Origin of the sequence: Bacillus sp. hwrm1 (assembly GCF_040207805.1) — a bacterium.
Classification (GTDB): domain Bacteria; phylum Bacillota; class Bacilli; order Bacillales; family Bacillaceae; genus Bacillus; species Bacillus velezensis.
Window position 1 is genome coordinate 2,199,243 of the sequence record NZ_CP157943.1, and the last position, 17,190, is coordinate 2,216,432.

Annotated in this window: 8 protein-coding genes; 7 read left to right on the forward strand and 1 reads right to left on the reverse strand. The window is 44.3% G+C overall.

Going from position 1 to position 17,190, the window contains the following annotated elements; translation table 11 throughout:
• Positions 1-31: 31 nt before the first annotated feature.
• The 5 genes from ABK447_RS11335 to ABK447_RS11355 all read left to right on the forward strand — a co-directional run bounded on the left by ABK447_RS11335 (position 32) and on the right by ABK447_RS11355 (position 13,335).
• Positions 32-7,888 (forward strand): non-ribosomal peptide synthetase, encoded by a 7,857-nt coding sequence (locus ABK447_RS11335; RefSeq protein ID WP_094031753.1) that lies wholly within the window; start codon positions 32-34, stop codon positions 7,886-7,888.
• Between the two features lie 324 nt (positions 7,889-8,212).
• A complete protein-coding gene (locus tag ABK447_RS11340; RefSeq protein ID WP_094031752.1) occupies positions 8,213-9,751 on the forward strand; it encodes a glycoside hydrolase family 43 protein in 1,539 nt (512 codons plus the stop codon).
• A gap of 61 nt (positions 9,752-9,812) precedes the next feature.
• Positions 9,813-11,084, forward strand: coding sequence for a glycoside hydrolase family 30 beta sandwich domain-containing protein (locus tag ABK447_RS11345; protein WP_042635241.1), 1,272 nt, complete (start codon positions 9,813-9,815; stop codon positions 11,082-11,084).
• Positions 11,085-11,227: 143 nt separating this feature from the next.
• The gene (locus ABK447_RS11350; protein WP_094031751.1) at positions 11,228-11,935 is read left to right on the forward strand and encodes a response regulator transcription factor; all 708 of its coding nucleotides are present in this window, start codon (positions 11,228-11,230) and stop codon (positions 11,933-11,935) included.
• Between the two features lie 2 nt (positions 11,936-11,937).
• A complete protein-coding gene (locus tag ABK447_RS11355) occupies positions 11,938-13,335 on the forward strand; it encodes a sensor histidine kinase KdpD (RefSeq protein WP_094031750.1) in 1,398 nt (465 codons plus the stop codon).
• Positions 13,336-13,389: 54 nt separating this feature from the next.
• Here ABK447_RS11355 and ABK447_RS11360 read toward each other — a convergent pair whose 3' ends face one another.
• Entirely contained in the window at positions 13,390-13,701 is a 312-nt protein-coding gene (locus ABK447_RS11360; protein ID WP_017417895.1) for a DUF4870 domain-containing protein, read from the reverse strand.
• 449 nt (positions 13,702-14,150) lie between these two features.
• Between ABK447_RS11360 and ABK447_RS11365 the strand changes: the two genes are divergently transcribed.
• Positions 14,151-15,650, forward strand: a complete 1,500-nt coding sequence (locus ABK447_RS11365) for a cellulase family glycosylhydrolase (RefSeq protein WP_094031749.1) — start codon at positions 14,151-14,153, stop codon at positions 15,648-15,650.
• Positions 15,651-15,894: 244 nt separating this feature from the next.
• Positions 15,895-17,031 carry a choline esterase gene (locus ABK447_RS11370; RefSeq protein WP_094031748.1) on the forward strand — a complete coding sequence of 379 codons (1,137 nt, stop codon included), beginning with the start codon at positions 15,895-15,897 and terminating at the stop codon, positions 17,029-17,031.
• Positions 17,032-17,190: the final 159 nt, after the last annotated feature.

Below are 17,190 nucleotides of genomic sequence, written 5' to 3' on the forward strand. Positions count from 1 at the left end.
AACAGGAATGAAACCAACTGGAGGGATATGAGTGTCAGAATTCAAACAACAGGAGTTGTTCTGGGGCCGAATGTTTCACACGGAAGACCGTCCTAGTGCATTCCCTTCGTTTCAAATGTCCGACTCAACAGTAAAGCGTGATATAACAAGTGGATCTGACTGTATTCACAGTTCATTGAGTGCGGATGTATCACGGCGCATCCTGACCATGACGAACCAAACGCCAATGGCCGTCTACCTGGTTCTCCTGATCGGAATTGAATCCCTTTTATACAAATACACGGGGGAAGAAGGCGTGATTACAGGGGTTCCAAGCTTTGAAGACGAAACTGATGAAGATCTTCGTTCAGACCAGCTCATGTTAATCAAACAGCATATCAATTCCGGCAGTACGTTTAAATCAATTTTCCATGAATTGAAACATACGCTGGACGAAGCGATCTTATATCAGGACGTTCCCTTTGATAAAATGGCCGGACAGCTGAGGCTGAACTACAATGCAAATCATTTGCCAATCATCGATACAGTCGTTTCACTAGAGCAAATTCATCCTGATGGTTTCATAGAAACGGCTGCTGCAGATGCTTTATTCCAGTTTGCTATGGGTGAAGACTTGATTGACATAAAGTTATGTTTTAATGAACAAGTCTATGATCGTCAGTATATGATGCAGGTGCTCGGACATTTAAACCGGCTATTTTCTGTCATATTATTTCAGCCTGAGCTCCCCCTCGGTCAAGTGAATATTTTGCCAGAATCGGAGACACATTCACTTCTCGTTGACAATCAAACTGCGAAAACTGAATATCCGCGGGATAAGACGGTTTATCAGTTATTCGAAGAACAGATGAAACGAACACCGGATCAAGCAGCCGTTATTTACGGAGAAAAGCAATTCACATATCGTCAGCTCAATGAACGTGCCAATCAATTAGCCCGAACGTTAAGGAAAAAGGGGGTAAAGACGGATCGGCTCACTGCGATTATCTGCGAACATGAGATCGAACTGGTCGTGGGAATACTGGCCGTTTTAAAAGCGGGAGGGGCCTATGTGCCAATTGATCCGGATTATCCGAAGCATCGCATACAGTATATAGTAGAAGACTCCCAAGCTGATATCGTCCTGACGCAGAGCCATCTTCAAAAACAGTTGGAACTTGCGGGCACAATGGTTTTCCTCGATCAGGAAAGCTCTTACCACGAAGACGGCTCTGACCTGGAACCGATCAGCAGTACGAAGGATTTGGCCTATGTCATTTATACGTCAGGCTCCACAGGCAAGCCTAAAGGAGTGGCAATTGAGCATCAGGGCTTAACCAATTATATTTGGTGGGCCAGCCGGGTCTATGTCAAAGGGGAAAAAACCAACTTTCCCCTATATTCGTCCATCGCTTTTGATCTGACGATAACGTCTGTTTTTACTCCGCTCATTACAGGAAATGCCATTATTGTCTACGGAGGAGAAAACAGTGCTGCCTTGCTTGATTCCATTATTCAGGATTCAAGGGCGGATATTATCAAGCTGACCCCGGCGCACTTGCAGTTATTGAAAGAGATAAATATCCCTGCTGAGTGCACCATTCGGAAATTCATTGTCGGCGGTGACAATTTAAGCACGCGGCTCGCCCGAAGCATCAGCGGGAAATTCGGCGGAAAAATCGAAATTTTTAACGAATACGGGCCTACAGAGACAGTCGTCGGCTGTATGATTTATTCCTTTGATCCGCAAAACGACAGACGGGAATCAGTGCCGATCGGAACCGCCGCGGACAACATGAACATTTTCGTGCTGGATAAGAGCATGAAGCCGGTGCCGGCCGGCGTCCCGGGAGAAATATATATCAGCGGGGACGGCATCGCCAGAGGATACTTGAACAGAGCGGAATTAACGGCGGAAAGATTTTTGCAGCACCCCTTTGTACCAGAGGTGAAAATGTACCGGACGGGAGACTTAGCAAGGCGGCTGCCGGACGGAAATATCGAATATTTAGGCCGGATCGACCACCAGGTGAAAATCCGCGGTTACCGCATTGAAATCGGGGAAGTCGAATCCGCATTTTTCCAAATACCGCCGATTCAAGAAGCTCTCGTTACGGCACAAGAAACCAACGGGGAAACATCCTTGTGCGCCTATTATACCGCACAGCATTCTTTAACCGCAGGCGAAATTCGGGAGCACCTGTCCCGGCAGCTTCCGTCCTATATGATCCCTGCTTATTTTGTACAGCTGGCAGCGATGCCGCTTACTTCCAACGGAAAAATAGATCGTCAGGCGCTGCCTGCTCCAACGGGAAATCTCACCGGCAATCCTTATACAGCTCCGCGGACAGAACTGGAAAAAATACTGGCCGGGGTGTGGGAATCGGTATTAGGCGCAGAACAGGTCGGAATCGATGACCATTTCTTTGAGCTGGGAGGAGATTCGATTAAGTCGATTCAGGTAACCTCAAGCTTATATCAAGCCGGGTATAAGCTTGACATCAAACACTTGTTCAAACACCCGACGATCTCCGGGCTTGCTCCTTTTATTAAGCCCGTTACCCGAATCGCAGAACAAGGGGAAATCAAAGGCCGTACTTTATTGACGCCGATTCAGCATTGGTTTTTCGCCCGGCAATACCCTGATCCGCACCATTATAATCAATCTGTCATGCTTTATTTTAAAGAGGGGTTGGACGAATCGAAGCTTCAGAAAGTCATGAAGAAGATTGCCGAGCATCACGATGCTTTGCGCATGGTCTATGTTCAGGGAGATCATGAATACGAAGCCAGAACCTGCGGGATCAGTGAAGGAGAATTATTCAGCCTCGACGTATTCTCTTTACTCGAAGAAAACAACCTTGCCGAAACGATAGAAATGATAGCCAATGACATTCAGCAATCCATCCATTTAGCCGATGGTCCGCTCATGAAACTGGGATTGTTTCAATGTCAGGATGGCGATCATTTGCTGATTGCGATTCATCATCTGGTTGTAGATGGCGTATCGTGGAGGATTTTACTTGAGGATATAACGTCAGCTTATGAGCAGCTCCAAAACGGAGAAGCGATCACGCTCCCTAAGAAGACGGATTCCTATCTGTTATGGGCTGAACGATTGAAACGTTATGCAGAAAGCCCGGAATTTGAAGCGAAAAATCAATATTGGCTTGAGCAGAAACATATCTCGCAACACAAATTGCCAAAGGATAATGAGCAGGAGACCGGTCTGGCCGAAGACCAGGAAACGATCATCGTCCAATGGACAGAGGAAGAAACCGAGCGTTTATTAAAAAAATCGAACCGTGCCTATACGACTGACATTAATGATTTATTGCTGACCGGACTCGGAATGGCTGTTCATCGCTGGACGGGGCATGAAGAAATTCATGTTCATCTGGAAGGACACGGCAGGGAATCTGTTTTTCAAGACGTTGATATTTCACGTACGGTGGGCTGGTTCACAACCCAATACCCGGTTTCTCTTCAAATCCAGGCGGACCGGGACATCTCCCAGCGGATTAGGACGGTGAAAGAACAGCTGCGTCAGATTCCCCAAAAAGGAATAGGATATGGCCTGATGAAATATTTGTCCGATCATCCGAAGGCATCAGAATGGACCGGACATCCGGAAATCAGCTTCAATTACCTCGGACAATTTGATCAAGATTTCGAAAATGGAGGAATCGAGGTATCTCCTTACTCCGGAGGGAAAATTGCGAGCGACAGGCACCCCATTGCCTATACGCTTGACATTAACGGCATGATCTCAGACGGTCGGCTGTCATTGGCCATCAGTTACAGCGGTAAACAATATCGAAGAGAAACAATGGAAACATGTGCAGCTCTCTTAAAGAACAGCCTAAAAGAAGTCATCGAACATTGCGCAGCTCAAGAACACATTCACCTGACGCCAAGCGATATTTCGCTGAAGGACATAACAATCGAGGAATTAGATCAATTTGTTAAGCAAACACAGCATATCGGCGACATTGAAAATATATATCCTTTAACTCCCATGCAGAAAGGTATGCTGTTCCATAGTTTAATCGATTCGGCTTCCAGAGCTTACTTTGAACAAGCCGCTTTTGACCTCAAAGGCGACTTGGATATTGAGGCATTTACAATGAGTTTGTCGCAGCTGGCGGAAAGACACGAGATTCTCCGGACTCATTTTTATACGGAATGGAAAGATCAGCCTTTACAGATCGTATTCCGAAAAAAACCGATCGAAATAACTGTTGAAGATATTCGAAGCATGAAGAATAAACAACGAAACGAGTTCATTGCCGGCTTTGTACAAAAAGATAAGGCAAGAGGATTCGACCTTACCCAAGATGCGTTAATGCGCGTATCAATCCTTCGTACAGAGGACGACCAAGTCCGATTGATATGGAGCTTCCATCATATTTTAATGGATGGCTGGTGTCTGCCTCTTATTACGAAAGAAGTGTTTGAAACCTATTATGAGCTTCTTGAGAGAAGACAACCGGAGCGGGAAGCCGTCACCCCGTACAGCCGATATATCGAATGGCTGGAAGACCAGGATCATCAGAACGCTTTGGCCTATTGGCAAAAATATTTGGACGGTTATGAAGGACAAACCGTTTTACTGAAAGAACCTGTCTCAAACCAAGCCAAGAAATATCAAAAACAAAGGCTTGCATGCCGGCTCGGAAAGCAGCTGTCAGAAGAAATCAGACAGACTGCAAGCAAGCATCACGTCACCGTGAATACATTCATTCAAAGTGCGTGGGGGCTATTGCTGCAAAGATACAACAACAGTCAGGATGTCGTTTTCGGGTCGGTTGTATCCGGACGCCCGGCAGAAATTCCGGGTATTGAATCCATGGTCGGCTTATTTATCAACACCATTCCCGTACGTATTACCGCTCAGCCTGGAATGACTGTGGAACAAGTGTTGAAAATGAGCCAGGAGCAGGCATTGGCTTCTCAGGCGTATGATACATTTCCGTTGTATGAAATTCAGGCTCAAACCGAACAAAAGCAGCAGCTGATCAGTCATATCATGGTATTTGAAAATTATCCGGTCGAGAAACAAATGGAGCATATGAAACCGAATCGTGACGCGCTGGACATTATCAATTTCCATATGGAAGAGCATACCCATTACGATTTCAATTTCATTGTCATGCCGGCTGGAGAAATCGACATTCATTTTGTATACAATAGCAACGTCTATGATCATGCAAGTGTCAAGCGGATGGAAGAGCATTTTATGCAAATCATTAAGCAGATGGTGAACAGTCAGGCGATTCGCGTCCAAGACTTGGATATACTTACGGGAGATGAACGTTCGCTCCTTATAGAGGCATTTAATGATACGGAAGCAGATTATCCAAAGGAAAAGACGCTTCATCAATTGTTTGAGGAACAAGCACAGCGTACGCCTGATCAAACGGCTGTCGTATACGGGGAAAGCCAGCTGACATACCGGGAACTGAATGAAAGAGCGAATCAACTTGCCCGGACATTGCAATCAGAAGGCGTGCAGCCGGATCAGCCGGTCGGGATTATGGCCGAACGTTCCTTGGAAATGATCGTAGGACTCTTCGGAATCTTAAAAGCCGGCGGCGCGTATGTGCCGATCGACCCGAGCTATCCGGTAGAACGGATTCACTATATATTGGAGGATTCGGATACGAAGCTGTTGTTAGCACAGAGTCACTTGAGGAAAAGCGTGCCTTTTACGGGAAAAGTGCTTGACCTGGAAGATCCGCGATTCTCTTGGGAAGATGGTTCAAACTTGAAACAGACGGCCGGACCGAATCACTTAGCTTATGTTATCTATACTTCGGGATCAACAGGCCGACCGAAAGGGGTTATGGTGGAACACCGATCCGTAATCAACCGTCTCGTTTGGATGCAGGAACATTACCCGCTGGATAAGCAGGATGTCATTCTGCAAAAAACCCCAATCACCTTTGATGTATCGGTGTGGGAATTGTTCTGGTGGTCGATGACTGGTTCTAAAGCGGTATTGCTGTCAAACGGAGGAGAAAAGAACCCTGACGTCATTTTAGATACGATTGCGCAGAAAAATGTCACCATTATGCATTTTGTGCCTGCGATGCTGCATGCTTTTCTTGAGTCCATGGAGCAGAAATCCGACGAGGAATTAAAGAGAAAGCTGGCGTCATTAAAATATGTATTTGCAAGCGGCGAGGCTTTGACGCCTGCGCACGTTGCCGGGTTTCATCGCATGATCACACCGGCGGGCGAGGCTCAAATCATTAATTTATACGGACCGACCGAAGCGACGATCGATGTATCGTATTTTGAATGTGAAGCGGGAGAAACGCTTAACTCCGTTCCGATAGGTAAACCGATTTCCAACATTCAATTGTACATCGTACAGCCCGGATCGGAATATTTCCAGCCGCTCGGTGTGGCAGGAGAGCTGTGTATCGCCGGAGACGGGCTCGCTCGGGGCTATTTGAACCGTCCGGAGCTGACAGCTGAGAAGTTTGCAGCTCACCCATTTGAAGCAGGGAAGCGGATGTACCGGACAGGCGACTTGGCAAGATGGCTGCCGGACGGAAATATCGAGTATTTGGGACGAATTGATCATCAAGTGAAAATCCGAGGCTACCGGATAGAACTCGGCGAGATTGAAGCATCTTTATTACAACTCGATGCTGTCAAAGAAGCGGTCGTCATCGCGATTGAAAAAGAGGGCTCAAAGCAGCTGTGTGCTTACTTGTCAGGAGACGAGTCATTAAATACGGCGCAGCTGAAGCGTCATTTGCTGAACAAACTGCCTGCGTATATGATTCCGGCTTATTTTGTACAAGTAGAGAAGATGCCGATAACTGCTAATGGAAAAATCGATCGAAAAGCTTTGCCGGCTCCTGAGGGAAATAGGCTTACCGGAACCGAATACACAGCGCCAGGAACGTTAATTGAAAAGCAGCTGGCCGATATATGGAAGGATATTTTAGCTCTGCCTGACCCCGGGATTAAAGATCACTTCTTTGACGTTGGCGGCCATTCACTTAAAGTATTGCAGCTCATTGATCAAATTAACGCCGGTATGGGACTCAACATGCATTATCAAGCCGTATACGATTTTCCTACCATCGAAACAATGGCACGCGCCATTCAAGCGGCAGTTTTCGAATCCGAGACGGATCATAACGTATTCGTCAAGCTGAACCAGGAAGATTCAATCCCTGTGTTCTGTTTCCCGCCTTTAATCGGATATGGACTCGTTTATAATGAAATGGCGAAAAGACTTGACGGCGTCAGCACCGTCTATGCTGCTGATTTCTTAGAAGAGCCGTCTCATGAGAAAGAAATCGTTGACCGATATGCAGAAAGCATGATACGCATTCAGGAACAAGGGCCTTTTGTTTTGCTTGGTTACTCTTCGGGATCGAATTTGGCTTTTGAGGCTGCCAAAGCTTTGGAGAAGCGAGGCCGCACCGTATCTGATGTGATTATGCTGGATTCTAAAATAACCACTTCTGTAACTCATTTATCGGAAGAGGAAATCGAAGAGATCGTCCATCTGAATATGGACATTATTCCGGACTATTACAGAGAAATATTAACCATTCCTTCGATTAAGGATAAAATCAGAGGCTATCTTGCGTACCACAATGAAGTGATCAATTCCGGCGCCGTTAACGCCAACATCCATCATTTGCTATGCGGCGATGTAACCGATGATAGGGGCTGGACACAATCAACAGCACAGCATTATCTTGAGTACAAATTAAAAGGAGATCACGTGACGATCTTTGAACCTCACAATATCGAAGAAAATGCGGAAGCCATTCGATCTATTATTAAACGGATTGAAGAACGGCATCATCACGGACTTGTTCTTGAAGAACAACTGTCAATGGGATCATTTGCGGGAAATACGAAGTTTGACAACATGTAAATGATCAAGTGTAAAATGCCGCTGGATGACAGTCAGCGGCATTTTGTACGAAAAAGAAGAGAGTAAACTCATAGGCTTGAAACGCTTTCCTCGTTATGCGTTCTCCATGACCAGTTGTCATCAAATGGTAAAAAAATCATCATACATTTTAAGGAAAAAGGAGGATGTCAAGTTATTAGAAAAAAGTGTAGCGTATGTTTATAGGTACTAGCTCTATTATTGAGTTGCTTAACTGCGGAGTCTGCTTTTTACTGCCGGTACTGCAATTTGTTCTCAAATGGTAAAAGTTCCCTAAATTTAAAGAAAAAGGAGGAGCGTTAAGTTATGTGTAAAAAATGTTGGGTATGCCTATGGGTCCTTGCTTTATTATTGAGTTGCTTCACTGGGAAGTCTGCGTATGCTGCCAGCACTCCAATTGCAAAACATGTTGGGAATTCAAATCCGCTTATAGACCATCATCTGGGCGCAGATCCGTTTGCGCTGACCTATAACGAAAGAGTCTACATCTATATGTCAAGCGATGACTATGAATATAATAGCGACGGCACGATTAAGGATAATTCATTTGCCAATTTGAATAAAATATCCGTCATATCTTCAGCGGATATGGTGAACTGGACAGATCACGGAACGATTCCCGCAGCGGGTGCCAATGGGGCGAATGGCGGCCGGGGGATTGCCAAATGGGCAGGAGCATCATGGGCCCCGTCAGCCGCGGTGAAAAAGATCAATGGTAAGGATAAATTTTTCCTTTATTTCGCAAACGGCGGCGGAGGTATCGGGGTTCTCACCGCAGACAGCCCGACCGGCCCATGGACAGATCCGATCGGAAAAGCGCTGGTAACACCAAATACGCCAGGAATGTCCGGTGTTGTATGGCTTTTTGATCCGGCAGTATTCGTAGATGATGACGGTACCGGTTACCTATATGCCGGCGGAGGCGTTCCGGGCGGTTCAAATCCCGCACAGGGGCAATGGGCCAATCCTAAAACAGCAAGAGTCATGAAATTAGGTCCTGATATGACCAGTGTTGCCGGAAGTGCGTCTACGATTGATGCGCCTTTTATGTTTGAAGATTCGGGAATGCATAAGTATAACGGAAAATATTACTATTCCTATTGTATCAATTTCGGGGGCGCGCACCCGGCCGATAAACCTCCAGGTGAGATCGGCTATATGACCAGCTCAAGTCCTTTGGATTCTTTTTCGTATAGAGGGCACTTTCTGAAAAATCCGGGAGCATTTTTCGGAGGCGGCGGGAACAATCACCATGCTGTTTTCAATTTTAAAAACGAGTGGTATGTGGTGTATCATACTCAAACTGTCAGCTCCGCTCTTTACGGGGCCGGCAAAGGATACCGTTCTCCCCATATTAATAAGCTTGTGCATAATCCAGATGGCTCCCTGCAAGAGGTAGCGGCAAATTTTGCAGGTGTCAAACAGCTAACCAATTTGAATCCATATCACCGGGTAGAAGCGGAAACGTTTGCCTGGAACGGACGGATTTTGACAGAGGCATCCTCAGCACCCGGCGGCCCGGTCAATAATCAACATGTCACAAACATTCATAACGGAGACTGGATTGCTGTTGGAAATGCAGACTTCGGCTCAGGCGGCGCCAGGACGTTTAAAGCAAATGTAGCGTCCGCTCTTGGCGGGAAAATAGAAGTGCGGCTAGACAGTGCAAACGGTAAGCTTGTCGGAACCTTGAATGTCCCTTCCACAGGCGGAACGCAATCCTGGAGAGAAATAGAAACTGCGATAAGCGGCGCAACAGGTGTTCACAACGTATTCTTTGTATTTACGGGAACTGGTACAGGAAACTTGTTTAATTTCGATTACTGGCAGTTTACACAAAGATAAGCAAAGGGAGACAAAGGTACGTTTTCTAAGTCCATAAACGACATATGAAGGAGAGGAAAAAATGATATCGAGCGTAAAAAAAACAATTTGTGTATTATTGGTATGTTTCACAATGCTGTCCGTCATGCTCTTAGGACCGGGAGTTACTGAAGTTTCAGCAGCAAGTGATGCAACAGTTAATATATCTGCAGATAGACAAGTGATTCGCGGTTTTGGAGGAATGAACCACCCGGCTTGGATTGGAGACTTGACTGCGGCTCAACGGGAGACCGCTTTTGGCAATGGACAGAATCAGTTAGGTTTTTCGGTCTTAAGAATTCATGTAGATGAAAATAGAAATAATTGGTACAAGGAAGTGGAGACTGCAAAGAGTGCAATCAAACATGGAGCAATCGTTTTTGCTTCCCCTTGGAATCCGCCAAACGATATGGTTGAGACTTTCAATCATAATGGTGACACAACAGCTAAGCGGCTGAGATACGATAAGTACGCCGCATACGCGCAGCATCTTAACGATTTCGTTAATTTCATGAAGAGTAATGGTGTGAATCTGTATGCGATTTCTATGCAAAACGAGCCTGATTACGCTCACGAATGGACATGGTGGACGCCCCAAGAAATCCTGCGTTTCATGAGAGAGAATGCCGGTTCCATTAATGCTCGTGTGATTGCGCCGGAATCATTTCAATACCTGAAAAATATATCGGACCCCATTTTGAACGATCCGCAGGCGCTTAGGAATATGGATATCCTCGGAACCCACCTGTACGGCACTCAGGTCAGTCAGTTTCCTTATCCTCTTTTCAAACAAAAAGGAGGAGGGAAAGAGCTATGGATGACGGAGGTATACTATCCGAATAGTGACAACAATTCAGCGGATCGCTGGCCTGAGGCTTTAGGTGTTTCAGAGCATATTCATCATTCAATGGTAGAGGGAGATTTTCAAGCTTATGTGTGGTGGTACATCCGCAGATCATACGGCCCTATGAAAGAAGATGGGATGATCAGCAAACGCGGATACAATATGGCTCATTTCTCAAAATTTGTGCGCCCTGGCTATGTAAGGATTGATGCAACGAAAAATCCTGAACCGAATGTTTACGTGTCAGCCTATAAAGGAGACAATAAGGTCGTGATTGTTGCCATTAATAAAAATAACACAGGGGTCAACCAAAACTTTGTGTTGCAGAATGGAACTGCTTCGCAAGTATCCAGATGGATCACGAGCAGCAGCAGCAATCTGCAACCTGGAACGGATCTCAAAGTAACGGACAATCATTTTTGGGCCCATCTGCCGGCTCAAAGCGTGACAACATTTGTTGTAAAGCGTTAAAGGCATCAGCATCGCAATAAGCCAATTTTCTTACTTGAAAAAGAAAATTGGCTTATTTTCTGTGGGATAGAAGTGTTGATTTTTTTAACGATACACAGACATTGGGTATAATAATGACAATGACTTCAAGGAGTGATCATTATATGTCACGGCTTCACAGCAAAGTATTAATCATAGACGACGAAAAAGAAATTTTGGAACTGATCAAAACCGTATTAATAAGAGAAGGCATTGATCGTGTGATCACCGCTTCGACTGCCCGTGACGGATTGGCTCAATTTCATCAAGAAAATCCCGATCTGGTGATATTGGATATCATGCTGCCAGACGGTGAAGGCTATGATATCTGCAAGCAAATAAGAGACATTTCACACGTTCCTATTATCTTTTTGTCTGCAAAGGGGGAGGAAACGGATAAAATTGTAGGACTTGCCATCGGCGGGGACGACTACATTACAAAACCCTTCAGCCCTAAGGAAGTTGCATACCGGGTCAAAGCGCAGCTGAGACGGGTCTCTTACTTACAGCCTTCTCAAACCGGAACCATAATAAAAAAAGGGCCATTTGAATTAAACCAACAACAAGCCGAGCTCACCAAAAATGGAGCGGCTATTGAGTTAACACCTAAAGAACTTATGCTTATGACCTATTTTCTGCAGCATCCCAATCGGGTGATCAGTAAAGAAACACTCTATCAAGCTGTATGGGGAGAAGATTTCTTCGGTTCTGACAACACGGTGATGGTTCATATACGCAGGCTCCGTGAGAAAATAGAAAACACCCCATCAAAACCAGACTTTCTCGTCACTGTGAAAGGGTTAGGCTACAAATTTGTTGTAAAGGATGCGTAAGGATGAATTGGCGATTAACAGGCAGATATATGGTCTCTGTCATTATCGTGACCATCATTACAGTTTTCATTAATTTATTTATTTTTATGTTTTGGCTCGTTTTCCAGGCGAACAGCCAACATGACGAAGAAAGTACACCGGAAACTTTCACAAGATCATTCCGACAATATGTCACGTTATCGAACAATGGTATCACAGTAAACAAAGAGGGCCAAAAAGCTTTAAAAGAGCAGAATGCATGGATTCAAATATTAGATGAAAACGGACAGGATGTTTATCATGATAGAGAACCTAAAGGACTGAAGAAAAAATATACGCCTATTGAAATTGTAAATTTACATAAATATAAGGATGAACGATTATTATCAACCATTTACGCCGGCGGAAAAAAAGTAAACGGCAAGGAGTACAGTTACTTTATAGGGTTTAAAAATCCCTCTCTCGGAAAATATGTCCTCTCATATGATACCAAGGAATTTGTGACGAAGTTCAATGCAGGAACCATCATATTATTATCAATAGATGCATTGATCGCGTTAGTCATTGGCTATCTATTCAGCCGGCAGCTCACAAAACCGCTCGGCCGTGTCATTCAAGGAATCCAGCGGTTAGCTAATGGAGATTATACGATCAAAATGAAATCCAAAGGCATTTATAAAGATGTCTTCTATAATGTCAATCATTTATCGGAACAACTATCTTCAAGCAAAAAAGAAAAAGATAAATTAGAGCAAATGCGTGAAGAGTGGATCAGTCATATTTCTCATGACATTAAAACACCATTAGCATCTATTCAAGGCTATGCAGAAATCATTCAAGATCCAAATTACCATCTAACAGTCGAACAGATCAGAGAGTACGCTCAGATCATTGAGAGTAAATCCCTCTATATGAAAGATGTGATGGAAGATTTAAATTTAACGACAAGGCTGAAAAACAACGATGTGATGTTACATACAGAGCGGGTAAACATTGTATCGCTGCTGCGGGAAACGTTAATTGATATGTTAAACGATTCTAGATATGCGGATAAGTCCATTGAACTTCAAACGAACGTGGAAAAGCTGATGCTGAACCTTGATGCGATATTGATTAGGAGAGCGGTCACGAATCTCATTTTAAATGCCCTCGTTCACAATGATCCTGATGTGAAGATCGTTGTACGGCTTGAACAAAAAGAACGGACTCATGTGACAATTAAGGACAACGGCAAAGGGATAGAAGAAGAGGAGCTGGAAAAAGTGTTTGATCGCTATTACAGGGGCACAAATACAGAAACGACGCATGCAGGCTCTGGTCTTGGAATGGCCATAGCAAAGGATATTATCCAAAAGCACGGAGGGGACATCACCATTCACAGCACCGCGGGAGAAGGGACAACGATAGATATACAATTATGATAATGGCTATACAAAAAAAACGGTTCTGTTGATTAATAACAGAACCGTTTTTTCCTATTGTTCCGAAAACACTTTGATTCCTTTGACAATGTTCCAAATGAAAAAATAGATCGCCACAAGGAATGTAACAGCATACGTCGCAAGCAGGAAAGGCCCGGCGTGCCTGATGTCATTCATACCAAGTAAACCTGAAGCGATGATGCCAATCCCAAAAATCAAATAAGGAATCAGATGCGTCCACAAAGATTTTTTCGCATGATATTTCACATCGTCCTGGCCTAAGAAATAGACGATAATCGGAAACAGAAACGGCGCAAAAAATATACTGAAGTAACATAATGAAGACAAAATTTTATTTTCTCTCAAACCTTTTCACCTCTATGATTTATTGAAGGGGGAATTCTTCTGGCTGAATCCCTCACTGAAGTACAATCTTATTGTACAACTCCAACCTTAACCCGTATTAATCCGAACCTTACATCAACCTTAAATTAACAAGGACTCGTCTTCTTACAGCAATCATAAGATTCAATGCCATATTGAGACTCATCACATTCAGCGTGTCTACGTTGGAAATACATTTAATTTTTCGATTCGATTGAAAAATGACGTGTAAAGTCCCGATTCAGCCCGGTTTTCTTTGTTCTATATGTGTCAGGTGTGTCTTATTCAATAGAGATAGAGCAAATTGACAGGCTTTTACACCTCCCAAAAACAAGAAATTAGGTTGATAGACAATCATGAGAAAGATTTTTACAATGAGTTCGAGCTCATAAGAAAGAGCCAAAATGATGCGAAGGAGGAAAAGATCAGATATGAAACGGTCAATTTCTGTTTTTATTACGTGTTTATTGATTGCGGTATTGACAATGGGCGGCTTGCTGCCTTCGCCGGCATCAGCAGCAGGAACAAAAACGCCAGTAGCCAAGAATGGTCAGCTTAGCATAAAAGGTACACAACTTGTAAACCGAGATGGCAAAGCGGTACAACTGAAAGGGATCAGTTCACATGGATTGCAATGGTATGGCGATTTCGTCAATAAAGACAGCTTAAAATGGCTGAGAGACGATTGGGGCATAACCGTTTTCCGCGCGGCGATGTATACGGCAGATGGCGGTTATATTGACAACCCGTCCGTGAAAAATAAAGTAAAAGAAGCGGTTGAAGCGGCAAAAGAACTTGGGATATATGTCATCATTGACTGGCATATTTTAAATGACGGCAACCCAAACCAAAATAAAGAGAAGGCAAAAGAATTTTTCAAGGAGATGTCAAGTCTTTACGGAAACACGCCAAACGTCATTTATGAAATTGCAAACGAACCAAACGGTGACGTGAACTGGAAGCGTGATATTAAACCGTATGCGGAAGAAGTGATTTCCGTTATCCGCAAAAATGATCCAGACAACATCATCATTGTCGGAACCGGTACATGGAGCCAGGATGTGAATGATGCTGCCGATGACCAGTTAAAAGATGCAAACGTCATGTACGCGCTTCATTTTTATGCCGGCACACATGGCCAATTTTTACGGGATAAAGCAAACTACGCACTCAGCAAAGGAGCGCCTATTTTCGTGACGGAATGGGGAACAAGCGATGCGTCTGGAAATGGCGGTGTATTCCTTGACCAGTCGCGGGAATGGCTGAATTATCTCGACAGCAAGAAAATCAGCTGGGTGAACTGGAATCTTTCTGATAAGCAGGAATCATCCTCAGCGTTAAAGCCGGGAGCATCTAAAACAGGCGGCTGGCCGCTGTCAGATTTAACTGCTTCAGGAACATTCGTAAGAGAAAACATTCGCGGCACTAAAGATTCAACGAAGGACGGCCCTGAAACGCCAGCACAAGATAACCCCACACAGGAAAAAGGCGTTTCTGTACAATACAAAGCAGGGGATGGGCTTGTGAACAGCAATCAAATCCGCCCGCAGCTTCACATAAAAAATAACGGCAATGCGACGGTTGATTTAAAAGATGTCACTGCCCGTTACTGGTATAACGTGAAAAACAAAGGCCAAAACTTTGACTGTGACTACGCGCAGATGGGATGCGGCAATCTGACCCACAAATTTGTGACGCTGCATAAACCTAAGCAAGGTGCAGATACCTATCTGGAACTGGGGTTTAAAACAGGAACGCTGTCACCGGGAGCAAGCACAGGGAATATTCAGCTTCGTCTTCACAATGATGACTGGAGCAATTATGCACAAAGCGGCGATTATTCCTTTTTCCAATCAAATACGTTTAAAACAACGAAAAAAATCACATTATATCATCAAGGAAAACTGATTTGGGGAACAGAACCCAATTAGTTAGCTTTAGGCGGACATCAGCAACGATGTCCGCTTTTGTCATCTTAAACAGCAATACAAGGAGGTTTACGTGGCGGATGAAACTCTGAAACAGTATATGGGCCAGTACAAGGGTTGTTAGCAATCTCAAGAAAGCCAAGGAGTAGCTATGATTCACTGAACATATGATGTAATGAAAAGCGTTTGTAGAGCAATGTGTGTATTTCACATCCGCCACTTTTATTACGTAAGGGGGAACAAGAGAATGAAAAAGTATGACGCGTTTCCGGAGCCAATTGGCGGCTATACTGTCGGCCGAACCCAGATGGATTTTGAGTACACGGCATCAGATCATACAAAAAGAGAACTGACGGCGTTTGTGTATTATCCGTCCGACAGCAGCGAAGGGAAGACTACATCAACGTACATGTTTCCTGAAGTCTGCGAAATGCTTGATGAGCAGCCGCTTCTCTCTGCGTTGAAAGATGCTTACTCTATAGATATCAAGACCCAATGTTACGACGACCTTGCTCTCTCCGGGAAGGAAAAACGCTATCCGGTGTTATTTTATGTTTGCGGCGGGGGCGGTTCTCCAGAATGGGGTACAGTGATCTGTACAGACTTGGCAAGCATGGGATATGTTGTAGTAAGCATCGGCCATCAAAATAGCACGATGTATAAGCGTAAAGATGGGCGAATGTTTAATGTATCAAAGGATTTTTCGGATGTCATTATGGCGTTTTCTGAAGATCCGGAGATGCTGGCGTTGGCTGGTAAGATGGAAATGCAGCCCGACGATGAAACTGCCATTGAGATGTGCCAAAACGTGCTTACACTGCCGATACTTGACAAGTTAACAGAGTATAGTGAATTACAGGCAGAAGATGTAAGGTATGTAGCCGATTATCTTGTCAAATTGGATTCTGGAGAGCTGAATTCCATCTTTAAGGGCAGATTGTTGCTTGATATCGGCATGGGCATAGTCGGACATTCTTATGGAGGGCCTACGACGGCGATTGTTTGCCGGGACGACGAACGGTTCGCCTGCGGGATTGGCTTGGATAGCGGTGCGTTCGGCCTTCAGGGCAGCGACCTTAAGAAACCCTTTTTGCTGCTGTTTTCTGAACCGAACTATAACATGAATGCGATCATTGGCGCTAACAATAGCATGGATACCTATTATTTCTCTGTTGATCGTGCTGCGCATTTAGATTACTGCGACATCGTGTTTACCAGTGTGAATAAGGAACTTAGAGGTGAACGGGATGCCATGGAGATGCGAAATCTTGTTACAGACTATACGAAGAACTTTTTTGATCATTACATACTGCAGAAGGCTGCAAGTGTGGAAAGTCTGGCATACGATGGCGTGGACTTGATCAAGAAGACCAGCAACAAGTGACATAACCGACTAAAATACTCAAACTGAAAAACCTTTATGACCAATTTAATTTATTAAGGCCGTAGAGGTTTTTTTAATATTACCTTACAAAAAGGGGATGTTCTTAGAATATGGATCCACTTTTATATTCTCTACATCATTCCTAGTTTACATAATATA

Coding starts and splice junctions, on each gene's coding strand:
- ABK447_RS11340 (WP_094031752.1), top strand. CDS start 8,213: ATGTGTAAAAAATGTTGGGTATGCCTATGGGTCCTTGCTTTATTATTG.
- ABK447_RS11345 (WP_042635241.1), top strand. CDS start 9,813: ATGATATCGAGCGTAAAAAAAACAATTTGTGTATTATTGGTATGTTTC.
- ABK447_RS11350 (WP_094031751.1), top strand. CDS start 11,228: ATGTCACGGCTTCACAGCAAAGTATTAATCATAGACGACGAAAAAGAA.
- ABK447_RS11355 (WP_094031750.1), top strand. CDS start 11,938: ATGAATTGGCGATTAACAGGCAGATATATGGTCTCTGTCATTATCGTG.
- ABK447_RS11365 (WP_094031749.1), top strand. CDS start 14,151: ATGAAACGGTCAATTTCTGTTTTTATTACGTGTTTATTGATTGCGGTA.
- ABK447_RS11370 (WP_094031748.1), top strand. CDS start 15,895: ATGAAAAAGTATGACGCGTTTCCGGAGCCAATTGGCGGCTATACTGTC.